Source organism: Aquincola agrisoli (assembly GCF_036621135.1).
In the GTDB taxonomy this organism is placed as follows: Bacteria; Pseudomonadota; Gammaproteobacteria; order Burkholderiales; family Burkholderiaceae_C; genus Aquincola; species Aquincola agrisoli.
In genome coordinates this window covers 1-21421 of the sequence record NZ_JAZIBG010000009.1, presented here as the reverse complement: position 1 = coordinate 21421, position 21421 = coordinate 1, and the positions used below count along the sequence as shown (strand labels likewise).

Below are 21421 nucleotides of genomic sequence, written 5' to 3'. Positions count from 1 at the left end.
AGCAGTCAACATGGCCAAGATCAAAGTGGTGGTGGTGGACGATTCGGCGCTGGTGCGCAGCCTGCTGTCCGAGATCATCAACCGCCAACCCGACATGCAGTGCGTCGGCGTCGCGAGCGATCCGTTCGTTGCCCGCGAGACCATCCGCAACCTCAACCCGGACGTCATCACGCTCGATGTCGAGATGCCGCGCATGGACGGCCTGGACTTCCTGTCCAAGCTGATGCGGCTGCGGCCGATGCCGGTGGTGATGGTCTCCACCCTGACCGAACGCGGCGCCGACGTGACGCTGCGCGCGCTGGAGCTGGGCGCGATCGACTTCGTCGCCAAGCCCAAGATCGGGTTGGCCGACGGCATCCGCCAACTGGCGGAGGACATCACCGACAAGATCCGCATGGCGGCGCAGGCCCGCATCCGCCGCAGCGCGGGGCCCGCTCCCGCGGCCGGCGAAGCCGCGCCGGCACGGCCTGCGGCCGCGGCGCCGTCGCCGCTGGGGCGGCTGTCGACCGAGAAGATCCTCTTCATCGGGGCCTCGACCGGCGGCACCGAAGCCACCAAGGACGTGCTCACCGGCCTGCCGCCCGACTTCCCGGCGGTGATGATCACGCAGCACATGCCGCCTGGGTTCACCACCAGCTATGCGAAGCGGCTCGACGGCCTGGCGCGCATCCGCGTCAAGGAAGCGAGCGACGGCGAGCGCGTGCTGCCGGGCCACGCCTACCTGGCGCCTGGCGGGCTGCACCTGTCGGTCGAGCGTTCCGGCGCCAACTACATCGCGCGTGTGCGCGACGGCGAGCCCGTCAACCGCCACAAGCCGTCGGTGGAAGTGCTGTTCGAGTCGGCCGCGCGCGTGGTCGGGCCGAACGCGCTGGGCCTGATGCTTACCGGCATGGGCGCCGATGGTGCGCGGGCGATGAAGGCCATGCGCGATGCCGGCGCCTACAACGTCTGCCAGGACGAGGCGAGCTGCGTGGTCTTCGGCATGCCGCGCGAGGCCATCGCCCATGGCGCGGCCAACGACGTGCTGCCGCTGAACCGCATCGCCTCGCACCTGGTGGAGCGCCTGCGCAGCACCGCGGGCATGTCGACCAACCGCGTCTGAGAACGGGCCCGGCCGCGGCAGGGCAGCGCTGCCCTGCCGATCCCGTCAGGGCAGGAAGAGCGCCTGCAGGTCGCTGAGGAAATCGAAGCCGCGGGCGGTGGGCTGCACCCGGGCCGCATCGGCCTCCACCAAGCCCTTCTCCCGCGCCTTTGCCAGGGGTGCCGCCAGCACCGAGGCCGGCAGGCCCGTGCGTTCGCTGAACTGCTGCAGCGTGAAGCCTTCCTTGAGCCGCAGGGCGTTGAGCATGAACTCGAACGGCAGCTGCTCGCGCACGACCTCGTGCTCGTTCGATATCGCCTGTCCGGCTGTCGCCTTGGCCATGTAGGCGGCCGGCTCGCGCCAGCGCACCTGGCGCAGGATGCGGTTGGGGAACGACAGCTTGCCGTGCGCGCCCGCGCCGATGCCCAGGTAGTCGCCGAACTGCCAGTAGTTCAGGTTGTGCCAGCAGCGGTGGCCGTCGCGCGCGAAGGCCGAGACTTCGTAGCGCTGCAGGCCCGTATCCGCGGTGCGCCCGGCGATGAGGTCGAGCATGTCGGACGCGAGGTCGTCGTCCGGCAGGGCGGGCGGGTGGGTCGCGAACCAGGTGTTGGGCTCGAGCGTCAGGTGGTAGATCGAGAGGTGCGGCGGCTCGAATGCAAGCGCCGCGTCGAGGTCGGCCTGCAGCGCCTGCAGCGACTGGCCGGGCAGGGCGTACATCAGGTCGATGTTGAAGGTTTCGAACACCTCGCGCGCCTCGGCCACCGCGGCGCGGGCCTGGGTGCTGTCGTGCACCCGGCCGATCGCCTGCAGCGCTGCATCGTCGAAGCTCTGCACCCCGATCGACAGCCGAGTGACGCCTGCACGGTGGAAGTCCCGGAAGCGGTCGCGCTCGAAGGTGCCTGGGTTCGCCTCCAGAGTGATCTCGCAGCCCGGCTCCAGCGGCAGGCGCGCGCGGATGTCGCCGAGCAGCCGGTCGATCCCGGCGGGCGAGAACAGGCTCGGCGTGCCGCCGCCGATGAAGATGCTGTGCACGCGCCGGCCCCAGACCAGTGGCAGCGACGCCTCCAGGTCGGCCACCAGCGCATTGAGGTAGGCGGCTTCCGGCACCGACGCCGCTGCCAGCTCATGCGAGTTGAAGTCGCAGTAGGGGCACTTCTTCAGGCACCAGGGCAGGTGCACGTACAGCGACAGCGGCGGCAGCGCCGGCAGGGTGACGCTGCCGGGGCGGTGCAGCCTGATGACGGACTCGGCCATGGTTCGCCCGGCCGTCAGCCCAGCCGCCACGCGTCGCGCATCAGGGCGGCCATCTGGCGCGCCGCCAGAGCGCGGTGGCTGTGCTGGTTCTTCACATCGGCGGGGAGCTGCGCGACCGCGAGCCCCAGCGCGGGGATCTGCAGCAGCGGGTCGTAGCCGAAGCCGCCCGAGCCCACCGGCGCCTCGCGCACCTCGCCTTCCCAGCGGCCGAAGGCGATCAGCGGCTCGGGGTCGGCGGCCGAGCGCACGGCCACCAGCGTGCTGACGAAGCGCGCCCGCCGGTCCGCCGCGCTGCGCAGCCGGTCGAGCAGCAGGGCGTTGTTCGCCGCATCCTGCAGCTGGCGCAGCGCCTCGCGGTCGGCGGGGGCGGGCTGCGGCAGCGGCGCAAAATGCGCCGAGGCCACCCCCGGTGCGCCGCCCAGCGCATCGACGCAGAGGCCCGAGTCGTCGGCGATGGCCGGCAGGCCGGTGGCCGCCGAGGCGTGGCGTGCCTTGGCCAGCCCGTTCTCGACGAAGGTGTGGAACGGCTCCTCGGCCTCGGCAACGCCCATCGAGCCCTGCGTCACCAGCTCGATCGGCAGCGATGCGAACAACGCCTGGAGCTCCGCGAGCTTCTTGGCGTTGTTGGAGGCGAGGACGAGGCGCATCACGCCGCCAGGCCGAGCGCGGCCTTCTGCGCCGCCACCAGCTCGCCGATGCCCTTGCCGGCCAGCCCGAGCAGCGCGTCCATCTCGGCGCGCGAGAAGCTCGCGCCTTCCGCCGTGCCCTGCACCTCGACGAAGCCGCCGCGGCCCGTCATCACGACGTTCATGTCGGTGTCGCAGGCCGCGTCCTCGGTGTATTCGAGGTCGAGCAGCGGCGTGCCCTCGACGATGCCGACCGACACCGCGGCAACGAAGTCGCGGATCGGGCTGTCGGCGACCAGGCCGCGCTCCTTCAACCAGCTCACCGCGTCGTGCGCGGCCACGAAGGCGCCGGTGATCGCCGCGGTGCGCGTGCCGCCGTCGGCCTGCAGCACGTCGCAGTCGAGGCTGATGGTGCGTTCGCCGAGCTTGGCGAGATCGAACACGCAGCGCAGCGAGCGGCCGATCAGGCGCTGGATCTCCTGCGTGCGGCCGCTCTGCTTGCCGCGTGCGGCCTCGCGGTCGCCGCGGGTGTGGGTGGCGCGGGGCAGCATGCCGTACTCGGCTGTGAGCCAGCCTTCGCCGCTGCCGCGCTTGTGTGGCGGCACGCGTTCTTCCACCGAGGCGGTGCACAGCACCTTGGTATCGCCGAACGCCACCAGCACCGAGCCTTCGGCGTGCTTGGTGTAGCCGCGGGTGATGGAGACGGCGCGCATGGCATCCGCCGCGCGGCCACCCGCGCGCAGGAAATCGGTCATCGGGAACCTCAGGTTTTCTTTTGGGAGGAGCGGCGGATCGCTTCGTTGATCTCTTTGATCGAACGCTCGATCTCGGCGTCGTCGAGGTCGTCGCCCGCCTCGCCGATCACGCTGGCCTGGATGGTAGAGGCAAACACCTCCTCGCCCAGCGTGCGGGTGGAAACACCGCCGCGCTGGCGGCGGTCCTCGGACGACTCCCATTCCATGGCGATGGCCGTCACGTTGTCGCACTTGGGGCCGCCGAGCCGCAGCGCGGATTCGACGAGTTCCGGCACCGCCTCGTGGATCGGCTGCTGCGAGAGACGGTCGGTGATCTCGGTGTCGCTGACGGGGCCCCACAGGCCGTCGGAGCACAGCAGCACACGGTCGCCGGGCTCCAGCAGCAGCGGTCCGGTGGTGTCGACCACTGGCTTGCCGGGGCTGCCTAGGCAGGTGAACAGCACGTTGCGGTTGAAGCGCTCGCGCATCGGCACGACCTGGCTCAGCGTCTCCTGCAACTCGGAATACGAGTGGTCACGCGTGCGGGCGATCAGCTTGCCGCCACGCACCAGGTACAGCCGCGAGTCGCCGCAATGGGCCCAGTAGGCTGCATCGCCTTGCATCACGCAGGCCACCAGCGTGGTGCGCGGCGTGTCGATCAGTGCCTTCTCGGTGGCGTAGCGCAGCAGCTGCTGATGGCCGGCGATCAGGCCGTCGTGCAGGAAGCGCAGCGGATCGGCGAGCCGCGGCTTGGCGTCGCGCTGGAAGCGCCCCGCCAAAGTTTGCAGCGCGAGCTGCGCCGCGACCTCGCCCTCCGGGTGCCCGCCCATGCCGTCGGCGAGTGCGAAGAGGCCGGAGTCCCGCGTGTAGCAGTAGCCCATGCGGTCTTCGTTCTTCTCGCGGCCGCCCTTGCGGCTGACCTGGTAGACGCCGAACCTCATGGCAAGGGCCTCACGACTTGGCGCCGCTCTTGAGGTTCTCGAGCTGCAGCTTCAGGCGCTCGCTGAAGCTGAGCTTCGTGTAACGCCGCTCCGACTCGCGTGCGAGTTCCTTCTGCAGCGCAAACACGCTTTGGGGCCGCGACAGCGGATCGAGCGACATGCACCATTCCGTCACCTCGATGAGATTGTCGGAGTAGACGTTGCGCAGCCGCGAGAGGCTGAGCGCCAGCCGGTCCTTCTCGATGCGCTGGGGGGCATCGTTGGGCGGGTAGCCCTGCATGCAGGCATAGATGCAGGCGCCGATCGCGTAGATGTCCGTCCACGGACCCAGCGTGCCGTCGCGCCGGTACATCTCGGGTGCTGCAAAGCCGGGCGTGTACATCGGGCGTATGAAATTGCCCTCTTTCGACAGCACCTCGCGTGCTGCGCCGAAATCCAGCAATACCGCCTTGTTGTCGTTGGTGATGAAGATGTTCGCAGGCTTGATGTCCAGGTGGAGCATCTTGTGCTGATGCACGATGCGCAAGCCGCGCAGGATCTCGTCGAAGAGCGAGCGTATCGTCGATTCGCGAAACACCTTGTCACGCTTGAGTTCGCGCGCGGTGACGATGAAATCCTGCAGGGTGTCGCCCTGCAGATAATTCATCACCATGTAGACGGTTTCGTTTTCCCGGAAGAAATTGAGAACCGAGACCACACTGGGGTGGCTGATCTGCGCGAGCGAACGGCCTTCTTCGAAGAAGCTCTTCAGGCCCAGGCGGTACAACGGCTGTTTTTCCGGCTTCACGCGGGGCGTGAGTTCGCCGGGCGAGCGCTCGGCGAGCGACGAGGGCAGGTATTCCTTCAGGGCCACCAAGTGGCCTTGGTCGTCTTCGGCGAGATACACGACACCGAATCCCCCGGCGGCGAGCTTCTTGACGATCTGGTAGCCGCCCACCACGGTGCCCGCTGGCAACGGGGCGGGTTTGGGCTTTGACATAATCGAATTTTGGGAACAGGGTTCAATGGCAGTCTACAGCATGACCGGTTATGGCTGCGCCACTGCGGGCGCCGCTGCAAACTCCGAAAACCCGTCCTTTTCCGGCGTTGGCGTCACCGTCGAATTGAGGTCCGTCAACAGCCGGTTCCTGGATCTGGCATTTCGGTTGCCCGACGACCTGCGCGGCCTGGAGCCGGCCCTGCGCGAGTTGATCGGCGGCGGATTCCGGCGCGGCAAGATCGAGCTGCGCCTGGCCGGCCAGCGCGAGGCCGACAACCACTGGCCGCAGCCTTCGCCCGAGCAGTTGATGCGCCTGGCGCAGCTCGAGGGCACCGTGCAGACCTGGCTGCCGAAGGCGCCACCGTTGTCGGTGCACGAGGCCCTCAATTGGTGCCGCGGCGCGTCGGCGGCCGAGAAGCTGGACGAGCCCGCGCTGGAGGCGGCCCGCCAGGCGATCGTCGCGTTGCGTGAAGCTCGCGCACGGGAGGGCGAGCGTCTCGTCGGCGTGCTGATGGAGCGCATCGGCCGGCTGCGCGAGCTGGCGGCCCAGGCCAAGCCGTTGCTGCCGGCGGTGGTGCAGCGTCAGCAGCAGCGTTTTCTCGACCGCTGGAACGAGGCGCTGCAGATGGCCGGCGCAGGCCAGGCCGTGAGCGAGGAGTCCCAGCGCGACCGGGCGCTGAACGAAGCTGCCGCCTTTGCGATCCGCATCGATGTGGCCGAAGAGCTGTCGCGCCTGGGCGCCCACCTCGACGAGATCGAGCGCCTGCTGAAGGCCGGCGGCGAGATTGGCAAGCGGCTCGACTTCCTGATCCAGGAGCTTCACCGCGAGGCCAACACGCTGGGCTCGAAGTCGGCGGCGTTGGAGCTCACGGGCATCTCCGTCGAGATGAAGGTGGCGATCGAGCAGATGCGCGAGCAGGTGCAAAACTTGGAGTGAGGTCTCGGGGGGTTCCACCAACTCCCACGAAACAACGCAACCTGTTGTCGCATAAGGATATTTTGTCTCAGGCCGTCCCAGGCCGTCCCAGGGCGTCGCAGCGCAGCGCGCGCAACCTGTGGGGTTTATTGTGGGGTTTTTCGGGTTCGCGTCGGTCTGGACGTGGGGCCCGACAAAAAAACCCCACAGCCTCACAGGAGCTTGGGACATGAAGAGACAGCAACGCCCGGTCACCGATCGGGAGCTCAGAGCGTGGCTCGCCGCCGGTCCGGTGGACCGCGGCGTGGGTGAAGGATTGACCTTCGTCGCCACAGCAACGGCAGCGCGCTCGGGGAAGGCCTCGTGGATCCTCCGATACCGGCTCAACGGCCGATCGAGGGAGAAGGTCCTGGGGCGCTATCCCGAGTTGTCGCTGAAGGACGCTCGTGAGCAAGTCCGGCAAGACCGGGCGCAGATCGAGCGGGGCGTCGACGTGGCAGCGGCCAAGCAGGCGGAGAAGGCGCTCCTGCTAGAAGTGCCCACTGTGCAGCGCCTTGGCGAGGCGTGGTTGGCAAAGTACATCCGCCCTCGCCACAAGAACCCCGAGGTCGTCGCCCGGGTGCTCCGCCGGCACATCGACCCGGTGTTAGGTTCCATGGCGCCACCCGACGTACAGCCGGCTCACATCGATCGGGTGCTGACCCGCATCGTTGCCGGCGGCGCGCCCACCGTGGCGAACGACGCGCTGCGCTACATGAGCCGCATGTTCAGGATGGCGGTGCGCAACCAATGGATCGAGCGCAATCCGGCGGCCGATTTCGAGCTGGCCGACGCTGGGGGCGATGAAGTGCCCCGCGACCGCTGGCTCAACATCGAAGAACTGCAGCAGCTGGCATCGGCAATGCGGACCACGGCCAACTTCGGGCGGCAGAATGAGCTGGCGGTCTGGCTGCTGTTGGCGCTGTGCGTCCGCAAGATGGAACTGTTGTCGGCACGCTGGGATGCGTTTGACCTAGACGCCGGCATCTGGACGCTGGCCAAGGAGAACACCAAGACGCGGGCGTCGATTCGCATCCCCTTGGCGGACCCCGTCCTGGCATGGCTCAAGGAAGCGCGGGTGTACTCGTTCGGCGATCCCCACGTCTTCCCGCCTCGCCGGCTGGTCCGTACCCGGTTGGGCGTGAACCGCAAGAACAGGTTCGACCATGTCAGCCCAGATACGCTCAACGTTGCGCTCAAGCGATTGAGCGTCCCCGACATCGAGCACTTCACAGTGCACGACATGCGACGGACAGCGCGGACGCACCTCGCCAGCCTTGGCGTTGACCGCTTCGTGGCCGAGCGCTCGCTCAACCACAAGTTGGGCAACGTAGAAGGGATCTACGACCGGCACGACTACTTCGCGGAGAGGGCCAAGGCGCTCGGATCCTGGGCGGCATTGCTGCAGAGGATTGAGACCGGCCGCGAGCTTGCAACGCAGCAGACTGAAGCGGGTCGGACGAAGACAAGGGCGATGCCGCATGGACTTGCGCCGCGCCGGACTGTTAAGCCGTAGGTCTCTGGTTCGAGCCCAGGGTGGGGAGCCAAGAAACACGAGAGCCAGCAGGTGAGCGCCTGCTGGCTTTTTCGTTTTCTGGATCCGCTCCGTTACCGTACTGTTGCCGTAAGGAGCCAAGCACCGACGGACACACCGCGGCCGCGTCGTGGATCGAGCCCGGGCTCTGCGGGCGACGACTCATCCGGTGAAATCGTCGCGCCTCTCGGTCTCCGGGGAGACTAGATTCGAGCCAGGACCTGCTCTCGGAGCATCGCGATGACCACCGACGCCATCGACCAGCCTCGCTCGCTTGCCGAGCCAAGCGCCACCCTCTTCCTGCGTATCGGAGTCGTCATGCGTCTGACGGGCCTTGGCCGCTCGACCATCTACCGGCTTATGGCCGACGAGGAATTCCCGTCACCGGTTCGGCTGACCAAGCGCGTCGTCGCGTGGCGACGATCGGACCTCGAACGGTGGAGCGAAGCCCGCCCCAAGGCGACTCACTGAGGAGCACGGCGTGCTGAACCGTGCGGCCCGTCTGGCCGCCGCGCATCGCCGCTACACCTGCGTGAGGAACTTCAGCATGGCGCCGAGCAGCAAGAGGCCGAGTGCGAGGCGACCCCAGCGCCATGTCGTGAAGTGGTAGCGATGGTTCTCGCAGACAGCGCGATGCAACCGACCGATGGCACTGAGCACCGCGAGAGCGATCACCATCGGTCCGACGATGCCCGCCGGCTGCGGCAAGTGCGTCGCGACAGCAATCCAGACGCTCGGCCATCCCGCTGCATCGGCAACCGACAGCAGCCTTCGGCCCGGCCAGTACGGGACATCCGGAAGTGGTGCGCGGGCAAGAATGAGCCACATGATCGAACTCGATGGCGCGGTACCCGATGGTTGCATCATCCGTTCGCCGCGCATAGCAGAGTTACCGCGAGAGGCAGACAAGCGGCCACAGCAGCATCGGCAGCCAGCACCTGCGCTTCGCGCCATGCGAGGCGTTCACTACGGCACAGCAACTGGCAACGTGATGGTTAGGCGCGTTCCGCGGCCCGGTGCGCTCTCGAACTCGAAGTCGCCTTGCAGCGCGGCAGCGCGTTCACGGATGCCAAGGAGCCCGAGTCCGCGCGAAGCGTATGGCCCGGGGGCGAAGCCCCGTCCGTCGTCCTCGACGACCAGCGCGATCCGGTCTTGGCCAAGCAGTCGCAGCGTCACGCGACAGCGACTGGCGCCAGCATGCTTGGCGACGTTGGACAAGGCCTCCTGCAGCATGCGGTAGGCGGCGATCGACACCGCCTCCGGAAGTTGAGGCAGCGGCTCGGCAACGAGCTCGAACTTGCAGTGGCGATCGAGCTCGGCGAACGATCGAACCGTCTCCTCGGCTGCGCCGGCCAGTCCAAGCGCATCGATAATCTCGGGCCGCAACTTGCGGACGATCGCCCTGGCGCGGGCATAGATGGTGTCGACAAGTTCGACGATTCGCGTCGCCGCCGCCTGCATCTCCGTGTGACCTTGCTCGGCGGCTGCCGACGACAGTGCCTCGGCCTGCATCCTCACGGAGACGAGGACCGCGTTGAGGTCGTCGTGAATCTCGGTGGAGATGCGTCGTCGCTCGTCTTCAACCAGTTCGTTGCCCCGGGCGATGAGACGCCCCTTCTCTTCGTCGCTGATCCGGACGCGCTGCATCGCCTCGCTCAGTTCAGCCGTGCGGGCGGCGACCTCGGCTTCGAGCTGCTCGTGCGTGATGCGCAGGCCCTTCGCCATCTCGACGACGGCCGATTGAAGCTCCGCCAGCTCGCCGGTTGCCCCTGGGCGCATTCGCACGTCGTACCTGCCGTCGCGCAGTCGGCGCAGCGCCTGCATCACGTCCTTCAAAGGTTCGCGCAGCCGGCCGGCCAGCATCAGCGCGATGCCAAGACTCGCAATGGTCGCGAGCAGCACCAGCGCGCTTCCCGTCGCGAGCCGCCGCACGCTTGCAGCGACGACCGGATCGGCGGACATGCGGACGTGGACGAGACCAAGTGGCGGGCCGGACCGGCGGCCGGCGGACTGGGTATTGGCGGCTACGTCGAATGTGTCGACGTTGATCGGCTGCGATTCGATGGACACCTCGAACTCAACACTTTGCGTGTGGACGGCGGGCGATACGACTTCGACGATGACTCGCCGATCCCTGTCGAGTAGTCGGACGGCAATCAGGCTCGGATCGGCTGCCATCAGATCGCGAACGGTCCGTTCCACTGCTTCAGCGTTCCCGGAGACGACGGCATAGCGGCTCCCTTCGGCAAGCGCCGCGGCGACGGACCGACCGCGCTCGCGGATCTCGGTCGCGGCGTCGCGCAGCGACAGCCAGTACATCGAGGCGTTGCCCGCAACCAGCATCAAGGCCGTTGGCAGCAGTGCGAGCATAAGGAGCCGCGAGGCGATGCTCCATCGTGACGGGTCGAACCATGGCTTCATGGCCGATCTCCCAGGTTGCGGGCCGAAGCGTCGACTACGATGTCGAGCGATCGGGCGACGCTGTCGTTGATCGCCACACGCCAGTAGCGCGGGTACTGGGCCGCCGGGAGTCGGCCCTCGGTGACGGTGCTGAGCAGTTCGACGACATGCGCAGCCAGGTCATCGGCGCTGGAGAACGCCGACGCGAGCGTGCCGGCGTTGACCAGGGCGGCGGAGAAGCCGAACGCTGGCTGCCGTCGCCGGTAGGTGGACTCGAGGAGCTCGCGCAGGCTGTCCGGCGTGTAGATATCGCTATCCGGATAGGTCAGGATCGCGTCGGCGGTGCTCAGGCGCAGCAGGTTGCGTGACAGCCCGATCGCAGGGTCGTAGGCTTGCACCATCGCCGACAGCCCGGTGGCATCGGCCTCGGCCTTGATCGCTGCCTCCATGTAGTTGGATTGCGAAGACACGAGTGCGCCGACCGTCACCGGCCTGCGCATGATCGCGGCAATCGTGCGCATCTGCTGCGCCGGTGACGACTCGGCGAACAAGGCGGTGACGCCACGGGACGGCCGAGCGCCCTGTTCGACGATCCGCCCGTATGCCTGTCGTGACACGAGCGCCGCGATCAACGGGGCATCGAGCGCGATTGCGAGCGCCTGCTGCAGTGCTCGCGGGCCGACGGCGACATAGGCCAAGGGCGCCGGTCGGCCCCTGGCAGCTGCGGGGATGTCGCTGGATGAGGTGACGGCAGCCCACCGCGCGCGCAGCGCCTGGACAAGCGCGACGTGCTGTGCCGTCTGCGCGGCCAGCAGCAGGCGCAGTTCACCCCGAGGCTGCGCGCCGGCCGTGGCCGCGACAACCAAGCCGCAGGCCAGCCGCAGCAAGTCGCGGCGGCTCGGCCCGGCGGCGGCGGCGCGCGGCACCGGTTAGGGCACGGTCACGCCCAGACGCAAGAACGCAGCGAGTCGATTCGAGCGACGGCTTTCGAGCGCCTCGGCCGATCCGACCGAGTAGGCGGTCGTCGGCGAGTCGAGGCGCTGCAGCCCGAACGTGGCACGCCAGCGTGTGCCGTTGCCCGAGAAAGCCCGTGACAGGCTCAGGTCAGTACGCCCGTAGGCTGACTGCTGGTGCCCATCCCCCGACTGTCCGGCGTAGGCGATGGCCGCTTCCCACCCGTCAGCGAACTCGCGGCTGAGGCCGACGGCACCGCTGTGGCGCGACCACTGAGTGCGCTCGAGGATGTCCGTGGCGTCGCGGTTGTCGAGATAGGCGTAGTTGGCGTAGCCGTTCCAGCCCGACGGCATGCGCAGCGTGAGTTGAAGCTCGGCACCGGTCAACCGGACGCTGCCCGCGTTCGTCGGCACGAGGCCGGCAAGATTGGTTCGCTCGGAGATCAGGCTGCTCAGGTGGTCGTCGAAGACGCGGACATCGAGGAGCAGACCCAGGCTCTGCGCGTTCAGCAGGTAGCCGACCTCGCGCGAGCGGATGCGCTCACTTGTCAGGTTCCCCGGGCCCGTGCGGCTTTGGTAGAACAAGGTGGTCGTAGACCCGTGCAACGGCGGTGTCATGCCATCGAATCGGTAGCTCCAGTTCGTGCGCTGCTCCTGGATGTCGGGACTGCGCGTGCCGTTGGAGAAGACGACCCGCAGCGTGTGTCCCGGGGCCAACCTCAGGTTGGCCGCGGCGCGCGGAGAGAAGGTCGAGGGACTGAGCGAGTTGCGCTCCGCGTATCCGCCCAGATTGAGCGTCAGGTGCCCAGTCGGACGGTACTCGACGTTGCCGAAGAGCCAGCGGACGGAACTGGTCTGCTCACCGCCGAGAAACGTCTGGCTCTCCCCTCCCTGGCGACGAAGGCCAAGACCGGCGACGACGCGCAGTTGGTCGGAGAACACGAAGGTGTCCTGTACTTCCAGATCGAGCCTCCTCTGGACGACGTCCTGGTTGGCTCGACCGCAGCGCGGTGCAAGTGCCCCGGCGCCGAGGGCCTGGATCGCGCCAATGGCCGCGACGGCCAGGGCGTCGTCGCCCGGCGTGCCACCGCTTGGAACACCGCCTTTGATGATCGTGTCGGCATACGTGGGGTTGGCGCGCCACAACGCAAACATCTCCGGCAGCAGTGCGACCGTCGGCAGGCATGTTGTCCAGGGCTGTCGACTCGACTGTCGCGCATGGTCGATGCGCAGTGACAGCTCGTGATTGGCTGCCAGCTGCGTAGTCCAGCGAGCGCCGGCGTAGATGTCTTCGAACCGGCGATCTGGATAAGTCTGCTGGAAGTTGTCGATGAACGGGATCTGGGCAGTGCCGCGGGCGACGGACGCCTGGAGCGCGAGCGTCGAACGCTCGCCGAGCCGCGACTGCGATCGCACGGACAGGTGGTCGTTGCGAATGCTGTCGTGGCCCGCTGCATCCTGGGTCAGCGTGTCGAACCCGCGGTCCCGCGAAGTACCGACAGTCACACGGAGCGCTGTGTCGCCGAGCCGGAGTCCAAGGCGGGCCGTCAGATCGCGTACGCCATCGGTCCCCGCCGTCCCCGCCGCGAACCCGATCGGAACATCGTTCGGGTTCTTGGTGATGATGTTGATCACGGTGAGCATCGAGTTCGGCCCGTAGCTCGCAGAGTTCGGGCCGCGCGTGACCTCGATGCGCTCCACGTCTTCGATGGCGACCGGCAGTTGCGACCAGATCACTTCGGAAAAGGCTGGTCGGTAAACCGAAATGCCGTCGATCAACACGTTCATGCGTCGCGGCGACAGCGTGTTCGTGCCGTGGTAGCTGATCTGGTATTCGGGACCGGTGGCCTGGATCACCGACATGCCGGGCACGAGGCGAAGCGCCTCCGGGATCGAGCGGATGCTGAAGCGCTCGATCGTCTCGGCCGAGATGATGGTCACGCTGGCAGGTACGTCGGCCAGCGACTGGACGAGCCGGGTGGGAGTAATGACCGCCGGATAGCTTGAATCCAGAGGATCGGGCAACACGGTCTGCGCGCCGTTCTGCGCACCGGCCAGCAGCGCGCCGAAGGAAGCGAGGAACACGAGAGTTCGGCGCATGGTCACCTCACTGCGTAGGGATAGGTGAAGCCCAGGAAATGGATCGAGTTAAGCGTGAAGTGCGCGACGATCGCGGCCTCGATCCGCCCGGTCATCGCGTAGGCCAGCCCGTAGCCGACACCGGCGATCGACGCGACGACGATCAGCACCGGTCCCCCGCCGGCGTGCGCGAGGCCGAACAGCACGCTTGCTGCCGCGAGCGGCAGCCATGTCAACCGCGGGCGGTCCGCCACCATCCGCGCCAGCCGGTGCTGGAAGACACCCCGGAACAACGCCTCCTCGAAGAGGCATGTGAGTACCAGGTTGATGGCCATCCACGCCGGAGTGATCGACGGCAACTTAGGGTCGTAGCGGACTGCACCAGCGGCGATGGCCAGGCCGACCACGACGGCTGCGGTCGCGGCGCCGACCAGCACGCCGATGCCTGTCGCACGCAGCCAGTCCGACCCCGGTCGAGCACGTGCACAGAAGCAGGCGAGCAGGAGCACGCCTGCAAGGGCCTTGTCGTAGTTGGCCTTGAGCGACATCTCCGCCGACGCGGCGCTGAGTCGAATGCTCTCCGCCACGACGTGCGGCGCGAAGCCGGGCAGGCGATGAGTTGCCAGCGCTCCGGCAAGCAGGAGTGCCGCGGCGCCCCAGGCCAGTCGCACGCGGCGCTCGTGCGAGCGCTGGTACAGATGCGCGGTACCCCAGAGCGCCATTGCGACAGGGACGCCACGCCAGTCCATGAGACCCTCTCCGAGCGCGGCGACGCCGGATGCGAGGAGAAGCAGACGCCAAGGCCACTCCGCCCAGCGGGGCAAAGTCATCGCCACCCCCCACGCTGCGATGGCCGCGAGGCCGAGAAGCGCGAAGGTCAGCGGCATGGCTGGGCCCGAGGTCGACAGGCCTCGGCGGCGCTTACGGGTCGATCATCCCGTAACGCACCGCCAGACGGGTCATCTCCGCCGTGCGCTGCACGCCGAGCTTCTCGCGAATCGCCTGTGCGATGACGCCGATGGTCTTCGATGACAGGCTCATCTGCTCGGCGATCTCGTTGTTGGTGAGGCCGTTGGCAAGCTGGACGAACACCTCGGCCTCGCGAGGGTCAAGCCGCGCCCGGGGCGAGTCGTCTCCACGCACGCCGAGCAAGGCGAGACGCTCCGCGATGGCAGGAACAAAGTAGGTCTTGCCACGAGCGGCTTCGGTGATGGCCTGCGCGAGCACGTCGGGCGGCTGGTCCTTGGTGACGTACGCCGATGCGCCTAGCCGGTAGGCCTCGCGGATCACCTCGTCCTGATCGAACTGGCTGTAGAACACGATGCGCGCCTCGGGCAGCTGCGACAACAGGCCGCGAGCGACGTCCAAGCCGGTGGCGCTGTGCCCGAAGCGCAGGTCCAGGACCAACACGTCGGGGCGGCATTGCCGGAAACGGCCGAGGACTTCGTCAGCACTGCCCGTCTCGCCGACGATCCGCATTCCTCGCTTGCTCAGGGCGGCGCGCAGCCCCTCGAGAATGAGAGGGTGATCGTCGGCGAGCAGCACTTTGATGGTAGCCATGTGTTCTATCTGACGGAAGAGCCATGACCGGCTTATGGAAATTGAATGTTACTCGTGCGGGTGCAGAAGCGGAAGAGTCGCTTCTGGGACGGTTTGATGCCACGCGGGACAACCAACAGGCCGCAGGCACCCGCTTCTTGACCGTACGGTACGCCGAACAGACCGTCCCATGGGTTGCACAGGGACTTCTACACAACTAACCTACAGCTTCCAGTGGATAGAAGTCCGCCGGCCGACCTACCATCGACAATTGTCCACATGCCACGTGAAACCCAAGGAAGGCGCAGCTGTTCGAGCGACTCGAAGCGGAGTGAGCGCGTCGGCGTCGAGGGGCACCAAGCCAGCGCGCACGTGCGCATCATGTCGGCGGAGGGACGTGACGGGGTTCTTCGTTTTGTGCTGCGCCGTGTTGCTGGAGGTCTGTATGTCGAACGCGAGGAACTTCCGCGAAGGGGAACCCGCACGAGCATCTCCGTCGAGTTCAAGGACCGAGAGGGATTCGAGCGCTGGTGCAGCGACGACCCCAGCCGCTTCAACAGCCCCCTGCTTCACCGGCAGGTCTGCAGGAGCGCCGACGAGCTGTGGCAAATGGACAGCTGACCGGACGACGCTTGCGGGAACGCTGGCTGCCTGGGTCGGCGACGAGCGCTACGCGGCACGCGTTTCGGAGATCGTGGAACGCATCGCCACTGCGGCCGACCAGGCGGAGCTTCATCGACTGTTGCGGGATGGAGTCGCCGCCTTGGGTGCTGAGCGCGCCGCGTTCGTCAGCTTCGAACGGGAGAACTCGGAGTTGTCGTCCTGCCGCTTCATGCTCGACTGCTCGCCTCAGTGGTGCCGGCGCTATCTCGAACGTGGCGGGCCGAGCATCGATGCCTGGGTCAGGTACGCCGCGCATGAATCCGAGCCGGTCCTCGCCAGCGCGCTGAACATCGTCGATCCGGCCCAGCAAGCTGTCGCTGCGTTGGCGCTCGAAGCGGGCTTCGCATCAGCCTTGCTGATCCCGGCGCACTCGGGCGCCAACCACCCGCGGGTCAGCTTGCTGTGCCTGGGACACTCGATACACGGTTACTTCGAGGCGAGCGGCCTATCGCGGGTGCGTGTCTGCGCTCGAGCGCTGGCCCTCGAACTCCATGACTGGTGGTCGGCGCGGATTCGGAGCGAGACCCTGGCGCGGTCGCGGATCACGCCGGATGAACTGTGCCTGTTGGAACGCTTGTGGCTCGGCCAAACCAGCAAACGCATCGGAGCTGAGCTGGAACTCAGCAAGACGGCCGTCGACTCGCGGTTCCGGCGCTTGGTTGTAAAGCTGGGTGCCACGAGCCGACGGAGCGCCGCGAGGATGGCTGTCGAGTGTGGGCTGATCGCCCAATAGGAGGGTTTCGGCGGTCAGGCGCGGCTGGCAGCCACTGCGCAGACCTTCTTGGTCGGTTCCTTCAAGACTGGGTGCTGTCGTTCGCCGATCTCAGGTGGCCGGCAGCGCACGACCCCAAGCTATCGTACGTCTTTGCGGAAAGCCGCCGCACATCAGAGCTTTGCCTTTCGCGGTAGTCAGCCTGGTAGCAGCCGTTGGAGGCCGCCGAGAGCGGCCATGTGCGGTCAATCGTCTTATGCAGCAGTGAGCAAAGCCTAACCAAGCGTCGCGAGGCGTCTTGATGCCCAGACTGAACGGCTGACCTTCGGTTGGACTGCGCTTCCAGTTACGTTCTCCGTAAAATGTCGATTTCTTCTTTTGGCCACGTCAGCGATTCGACTCCGCCGACGATCCCGGGACTGCGAGAAGACCAATCCGATGATCCGCCGTCCGATGTCCGCCGCCGCGAATGCCGTCCGAACCGGTCCGACGAGGCGACTTGCCAAGCTCGAGCAGCGGCTGCTGTCCTGGTTGATGGCTCGCGCGGAGAAGCGAGGCGACGAGAGCCCTTGGATGCAGCGTCACGACGCGCTGACTGGCCTGGCAAATCGGCTGACGTTCGAGGACAACTTGCGCCAGCTGCGGCGGCGCGACGTCGCGGGGTCGATCGCCGTGCTCGACTTGGACGGCTTCAAGGTGGTCAACGATCGGTATGGCCACGCCGCCGGGGACGCGGTTCTATGTGCAGTGGCCGCACGCCTGCTGGCCACGGTCAGTGCCGATGTACTGGTCGCCCGCTACGGCGGCGACGAGATCATCTTCTTCATCCCCGGAGAGATGGGTCGTGCAATCCCGCTGCTTGAACGCGTGCGTCTGGGCATCAGCCAGCCCATTGATATGCATGGGGGGCAGTTGTGCGTCACTGCCTCCATTGGGGTAGCGCCGCTGCCGATGTCGATCGGGCTGAGCGAGGGCATGACCTCTGCGGACATGGCCATGTACGCCGCCAAGAGCAACGGCCGCGACCGGGTGCTGGCCTTCAGCCCGGAAACGCAAGGCGTCGTGGTCGCTCGGCGCGAACTGGCCAAGACGGTGGTGATCTTGCAGGAGCGCAATCGCCAATTGCAGGAGCAGGTGCATTTGGACGCGTTGACCGGCCTGGGCAACCGTCGGGCACTCGACGAGGTGCTGGAAGTCAGTTGCGGCGGAGAGCCGCGCCTCGCAGGCCACTGCGCCGTCGCCTTCCTCGACATAGATCACTTCGGCAGTTTCAACAAGCACCATGGTGATGACCGCGGGGACGAAGCACTTCGCCAAGTTGCCCAGCTCGTCAAGAGCAGCGCACGACGGGGTGATCTCGTGTTCCGCAAGGGCGGCGAAGAGATCGTGGTCGTGCTGCCCGGCGCGACCGAGGAAGAGGCCCAAGCGGCAGGCGAGCGCATGCGTTCGGCCGTTCAGGAGGCAGCCATCCAGCATGTCGCCTCGCCGACGGCGCCGGTGATCACCATCACGGTTGGCGTTGCGTCATCGCACGGAAGGAAGCAGTCGACCGTGCACCAGCTGATGAACCTGGCTGCAGAGGCAGCCATGCGCGCCAAGGTGAAGGCTCAACGCAACCAGGTGCACTTGGCCTGAACGCAGAGCGCTCGCGTCGACGCTGGCTGATTTGCCTAAACCAGATGATCGCTGGGGGGACGCGGGCTGTCCCACGGGGTGGCGATCCCCCGACCCTAGAGCTGCCGTTCAACAAGGTCGGCAGCAGAGCTGACGCTCGGGAAAACCCGAAACCGACCCAATTCCGTCATTCGAGCCTCTACAAAGCTCCCCGACGGTCGAACGAATCTCTTGCGGGCCTCACCTCCGCGAAGCTGCCGCTCGTGGCCACCCGGACCCGGCGAGATGCGACTGTAGAAGTCTGTTTGCCGACTGGTCACTCCAGCACCTTCACCGACAATCGTTCCTGCGTTGCTGAGCAGGGCGAGAGGACCCCTTGCGACGCGCTCTCCGGCATCACGGCGGCGCTGACCCGAGGAGCACAACTGTTGCGCACATCTCGCGTTCGTCAGCCGTAGAAACCGAAGCCAACTATCAACGCCAATCCAACCGGCACAGTAGCCGCAAGTATTGTTCGATCCCGCGAAGCAGGCGATTGCCGAGCACCGGCAAGCGTTAGAGCAAGGGGAAACACCATTCCCACCCAGAGGATGCCGTAGAGCGACAGCCGGTCCGGGTCGGCCTTCGCCCAAGCGAGCAAATTCCACCGCGACAGGCTCATTTCCCAATAGAACGTCTGGCTCGTGAGGAGCGACAGAATTGTTCCTGCGCCGACCATGGTGGCCGATCCCGCCCACAATCGGACGCCAAGTCGCAATGCTGCGGCCTCCGCCGCGACCAGCGCAATCCGCCGCAGAACGATGAGTTGGGACAGGCCAACCATGGCTGCAGCCGTGCTGATGACGCACCAAACGCTGACCGGATGATCGGAGATTGACTGCGCAAGATGGGTGCGCCGCTCAGCGAGGCTCGACATACTCGGTGAGGCTCCAACGAACAACATCTGCAGAAGAATCTCCAGGAGCATCGCAGCGAAATACCCCTGCAACAGTAGGAGGATGCGATCGGACTGGAAGGCCGCAGCGAGGCCTTCTAGTGCCGCGCGCCGATGCTCTCGCTCCGGATGCGTACCGAGGACGCGTGCGATGACTCGCGCGAAGCGCCCGCTATTGGTCGGGCGGAGCTTCTCCATGATACCCGAGGCGCTCCTGACGAGCGTTGACGCAACGGCGTCGGCATGAAATTCCCGCAGCCGCATCGCGGAGCGGCGCTCGAGCATAAAGAGGAGCGTCAGCGTCCCAAGCGAGACACTGTTAGTGAAAAGCGCGATCCAGGAGTTCGCCAAGCTTGAGATAACCGCTTGGAAGCCGAACCGCCATGTGACGGCAATCCCTTCCCCAATCGCCCACAGCACGCGGGCGAAGGCCGCAAGCAGAAACAGCGACCCGGCAAGGTAGGCGCTGCGCACGATGCGGTCGGTCCTAGCGTCGTTCGATGCAAGATGCGTTAGCTCATGTGCCACGACAAAGGAGAAATCCTGCGGTGCAAAAATCGATTCTCGCAGTCGGGCGACCCCGATCCGGACGATCCGCCGTCGGTAAGCTTGGACTGCTTCGATTTCGCCACCGCCAAACGCCTGCGTCTCGACCGAGATCCCCATGCGCCTGGACAGTTCGTCAACGATCCGGGACACCGTCGCGCCAACAGGGGGAGCCTCGCCGGGCCGCCCGACAGTACGAGCGGCGAACTGCTCCGATCCGATGATTAACGCTGCGAGAAGCCCCAAGTAGATAAGGAAGGCATGGGCGACGTGCCCTAGTGGAGCGCCGAGGGGGAAGAGCAGGTCGGACAGCTCAAAGGGGTATGCTGACCCGACCAGGAGCGTCGGAACAGCGCAAAGCACGAGGACGAGGAGTGCTGACCGCAGCTTTGATTCCTGCCGCATCTTCGCCAACGACAAGGCGACGGCGTCATCTCGCATGCGGCGACCGCCCAGCGGCCGTGCGCTAAGAATCCAGCCGTGCCGCGACTGACTTGAGAAGCTTGTCGAGCTCCTCAGGTTTAAGTTTGGCGGCGCGCGCATCGCGCTCCACTACCGCGAGGACCTCGCGGCGCCCTTCGGCAGTGAGCACGCCGGCCAGACTGCTGTTCTCTGGTGCCTTGAGCCACTTCTTAAGGCGCTGGACACCCGAATCGACGAGGAACTTCTTGACGATCTCGCCGCCAATGCTGATCGCCCATTCGCTCAGCTTGTCGAAAACAGTGCGGCCCACGATGACGGCGACCATGCCTAGAACTCCGGCGACCTCTGGCGGCAAGCCCATACCAGTGCCTGCGCGCCGCCTCGAATCGACATCGGATGCCGTGGCGTCGTAGGCTTCGAAGAACTCAATCTCAACGGGAGCAACATCCTTCAGAAGAGATTTTGCAAAAACGCTGCGCGCAGTCGAACCTGACATATCTAGCTCCTTCCGGCACTGCTTTCGCAGCGGCGCGCCCTTGGCCGAACGCGTCGCTGCGCCTCAAGGCCTTGATGATAGGGACCGTAGGCTCCCAGTCCAGTGGAGGTGCCCCAATGAACGAGAGGCTTCCTAACGCACTCCCATCGCGCCGGTGCCCATTGATGGGCTTGGGGTAGCGCGGGCGCCCATGAGCCGCCTGTCACCAGAGACGGGTCCTGGCCGAGTCCTGGTGACCACCAACGTCAGTTTCCTGGACGCGAGATGAATGGGATCGAGGCTTGGTCGTCCGACTGCTTCCTGGAATGTGGGAGGTCAGCAACGGGTCGTCCGCTGCCGACCGCGGATTTCGGCTATCCGGTGGCCCAACGTGTGCGTCAGCTTTCCGGCAGTGAGCTCGCGCGGCCGACCGGCGCTGGGCGACCCGTTGTAGCCGCAGGCTCAATCGTCTTGCATGACAGCAATGTGCCCAAAGCCGAAGTCCGAGCTTGACGAAGGAGGACGGCGCGGCAGCGATTGCTACCGGTCGGACTGCCAGCCCCGAGTCAGGTCCCGGCTAGGAACGATCCCTGGCGGAAGGCGGCTTTGCAGCAGCAGACTTGCCATGTCAGTTTTCTGCTGCGCTGCGTGCCAAAGTAGCCGTCACTTCGAATGCGCCATCCCAACCAACCGCACAACGATGTAGTTCATCTGGACGGCCAGCGCCACCGACATCCTGGCCAAGGTGACCCGGGCCAAGGCAGCCTTGGTCGCGGCGGCAGGATAAGTACAGAACAGGGCGGCGCACTGCACTAGCTTCGGGGAACCATCGTCATTTCGATCAACGCAACCGACCTGCTCGTCTTTTTCGATCCGATCGTTCTGAAGCGCCCCGGAGTTCGCGGAGGCCAGTTGCTTTGAGTCAGACGTTGATCGCGGCCTGACCAGCGCGGTTGGAATGGTATCGGTCCTCGAACTC

Annotated in this window: 21 protein-coding genes; 7 read left to right on the top strand and 14 right to left on the bottom strand. The window is 66.4% G+C overall.

Going from position 1 to position 21421, the window contains the following annotated elements; genetic code table 11:
- Positions 1–10 precede the first annotated feature (10 nt).
- Positions 11–1102, top strand: coding sequence for a protein-glutamate methylesterase/protein-glutamine glutaminase (locus V4F39_RS01980; protein WP_332287559.1), 1092 nt, complete (start codon positions 11–13; stop codon positions 1100–1102).
- A gap of 45 nt (positions 1103–1147) precedes the next feature.
- Here V4F39_RS01980 and hemW read toward each other — a convergent pair whose 3' ends face one another.
- The 5 genes from hemW to V4F39_RS01955 are packed head-to-tail and all read right to left on the bottom strand — an operon-like array spanning position 1148 to position 5615.
- Positions 1148–2335 (bottom strand): radical SAM family heme chaperone HemW, encoded by a 1188-nt coding sequence (gene hemW / locus V4F39_RS01975; RefSeq protein ID WP_332287558.1) that lies wholly within the window; start codon positions 2333–2335, stop codon positions 1148–1150.
- 14 nt (positions 2336–2349) lie between these two features.
- Positions 2350–2982: a non-canonical purine NTP pyrophosphatase gene (locus V4F39_RS01970; protein WP_332287557.1), complete on the bottom strand. Its 633-nt coding sequence runs from the start codon at positions 2980–2982 to the stop codon at positions 2350–2352.
- On the bottom strand, positions 2982–3716 hold the full coding sequence (rph, locus tag V4F39_RS01965) for a ribonuclease PH (RefSeq protein ID WP_332287556.1): 735 nt from the start codon (positions 3714–3716) through the stop codon (positions 2982–2984). The genes V4F39_RS01970 and rph overlap by 1 nt, the downstream gene beginning before the upstream one ends.
- Before the next feature lie 8 nt (positions 3717–3724).
- On the bottom strand, positions 3725–4636 hold the full coding sequence (locus tag V4F39_RS01960) for a PP2C family protein-serine/threonine phosphatase (protein WP_332287555.1): 912 nt from the start codon (positions 4634–4636) through the stop codon (positions 3725–3727).
- Between the two features lie 10 nt (positions 4637–4646).
- Positions 4647–5615, bottom strand: coding sequence for a serine/threonine protein kinase (locus tag V4F39_RS01955; RefSeq protein ID WP_332287554.1), 969 nt, complete (start codon positions 5613–5615; stop codon positions 4647–4649).
- A gap of 25 nt (positions 5616–5640) precedes the next feature.
- Between V4F39_RS01955 and V4F39_RS01950 the strand changes: the two genes are divergently transcribed.
- The 3 genes from V4F39_RS01950 to V4F39_RS01940 all read left to right on the top strand — a co-directional run bounded on the left by V4F39_RS01950 (position 5641) and on the right by V4F39_RS01940 (position 8575).
- Positions 5641–6552, top strand: coding sequence for a YicC/YloC family endoribonuclease (locus V4F39_RS01950; RefSeq protein WP_332287975.1), 912 nt, complete (start codon positions 5641–5643; stop codon positions 6550–6552).
- 208 nt (positions 6553–6760) lie between these two features.
- Entirely contained in the window at positions 6761–8086 is a 1326-nt protein-coding gene (locus V4F39_RS01945; RefSeq protein WP_332287553.1) for a tyrosine-type recombinase/integrase, read from the top strand.
- Between the two features lie 258 nt (positions 8087–8344).
- On the top strand, positions 8345–8575 hold the full coding sequence (locus V4F39_RS01940; protein WP_332287552.1) for a helix-turn-helix transcriptional regulator: 231 nt from the start codon (positions 8345–8347) through the stop codon (positions 8573–8575).
- Positions 8576–8626: 51 nt separating this feature from the next.
- Here the strand turns inward: V4F39_RS01940 and V4F39_RS01935 are convergent, their stop codons facing one another.
- The 6 genes from V4F39_RS01935 to V4F39_RS01910 all read right to left on the bottom strand — a co-directional run bounded on the left by V4F39_RS01935 (position 8627) and on the right by V4F39_RS01910 (position 15096).
- Positions 8627–8932 carry a hypothetical protein gene (locus tag V4F39_RS01935; protein WP_332287551.1) on the bottom strand — a complete coding sequence of 102 codons (306 nt, stop codon included), beginning with the start codon at positions 8930–8932 and terminating at the stop codon, positions 8627–8629.
- 138 nt (positions 8933–9070) lie between these two features.
- The gene (locus tag V4F39_RS01930; protein WP_332287550.1) at positions 9071–10525 is read right to left on the bottom strand and encodes a sensor histidine kinase; all 1455 of its coding nucleotides are present in this window, start codon (positions 10523–10525) and stop codon (positions 9071–9073) included.
- Positions 10522–11430 (bottom strand): hypothetical protein, encoded by a 909-nt coding sequence (locus tag V4F39_RS01925; protein WP_332287549.1) that lies wholly within the window; start codon positions 11428–11430, stop codon positions 10522–10524. The genes V4F39_RS01930 and V4F39_RS01925 overlap by 4 nt, the downstream gene beginning before the upstream one ends.
- Before the next feature lie 3 nt (positions 11431–11433).
- Entirely contained in the window at positions 11434–13557 is a 2124-nt protein-coding gene (locus V4F39_RS01920) for a TonB-dependent receptor plug domain-containing protein (RefSeq protein ID WP_332287548.1), read from the bottom strand.
- A 2-nt stretch (positions 13558–13559) separates the two neighbouring features.
- Positions 13560–14423, bottom strand: coding sequence for a CPBP family intramembrane glutamic endopeptidase (locus tag V4F39_RS01915; RefSeq protein WP_332287547.1), 864 nt, complete (start codon positions 14421–14423; stop codon positions 13560–13562).
- A gap of 34 nt (positions 14424–14457) precedes the next feature.
- Positions 14458–15096: a response regulator transcription factor gene (locus tag V4F39_RS01910; protein WP_332287546.1), complete on the bottom strand. Its 639-nt coding sequence runs from the start codon at positions 15094–15096 to the stop codon at positions 14458–14460.
- 258 nt (positions 15097–15354) lie between these two features.
- Between V4F39_RS01910 and V4F39_RS01905 the strand changes: the two genes are divergently transcribed.
- The 3 genes from V4F39_RS01905 (at position 15355) to V4F39_RS01895 (ending at position 18085) form a co-directional block, all read left to right on the top strand.
- Entirely contained in the window at positions 15355–15696 is a 342-nt protein-coding gene (locus V4F39_RS01905; protein WP_332287545.1) for a hypothetical protein, read from the top strand.
- 73 nt (positions 15697–15769) lie between these two features.
- Complete coding sequence (locus V4F39_RS01900) at positions 15770–16471, top strand: helix-turn-helix transcriptional regulator (RefSeq protein WP_332287544.1); 702 nt, start codon at positions 15770–15772, stop codon at positions 16469–16471.
- 417 nt (positions 16472–16888) lie between these two features.
- On the top strand, positions 16889–18085 hold the full coding sequence (locus V4F39_RS01895; protein WP_332287543.1) for a diguanylate cyclase domain-containing protein: 1197 nt from the start codon (positions 16889–16891) through the stop codon (positions 18083–18085).
- Positions 18086–18512: 427 nt separating this feature from the next.
- Here V4F39_RS01895 and V4F39_RS01890 read toward each other — a convergent pair whose 3' ends face one another.
- The 3 genes from V4F39_RS01890 to V4F39_RS01880 form a co-directional block, all read right to left on the bottom strand.
- A complete protein-coding gene (locus tag V4F39_RS01890) occupies positions 18513–19985 on the bottom strand; it encodes a M48 family metalloprotease (RefSeq protein ID WP_332287542.1) in 1473 nt (490 codons plus the stop codon).
- Positions 19986–20010: 25 nt separating this feature from the next.
- Positions 20011–20463 (bottom strand): hypothetical protein, encoded by a 453-nt coding sequence (locus V4F39_RS01885; protein WP_332287541.1) that lies wholly within the window; start codon positions 20461–20463, stop codon positions 20011–20013.
- A 642-nt stretch (positions 20464–21105) separates the two neighbouring features.
- Positions 21106–21421: hypothetical protein (locus V4F39_RS01880; RefSeq protein ID WP_332287540.1), on the bottom strand; the 316-nt coding region annotated here is incomplete at its 5' end.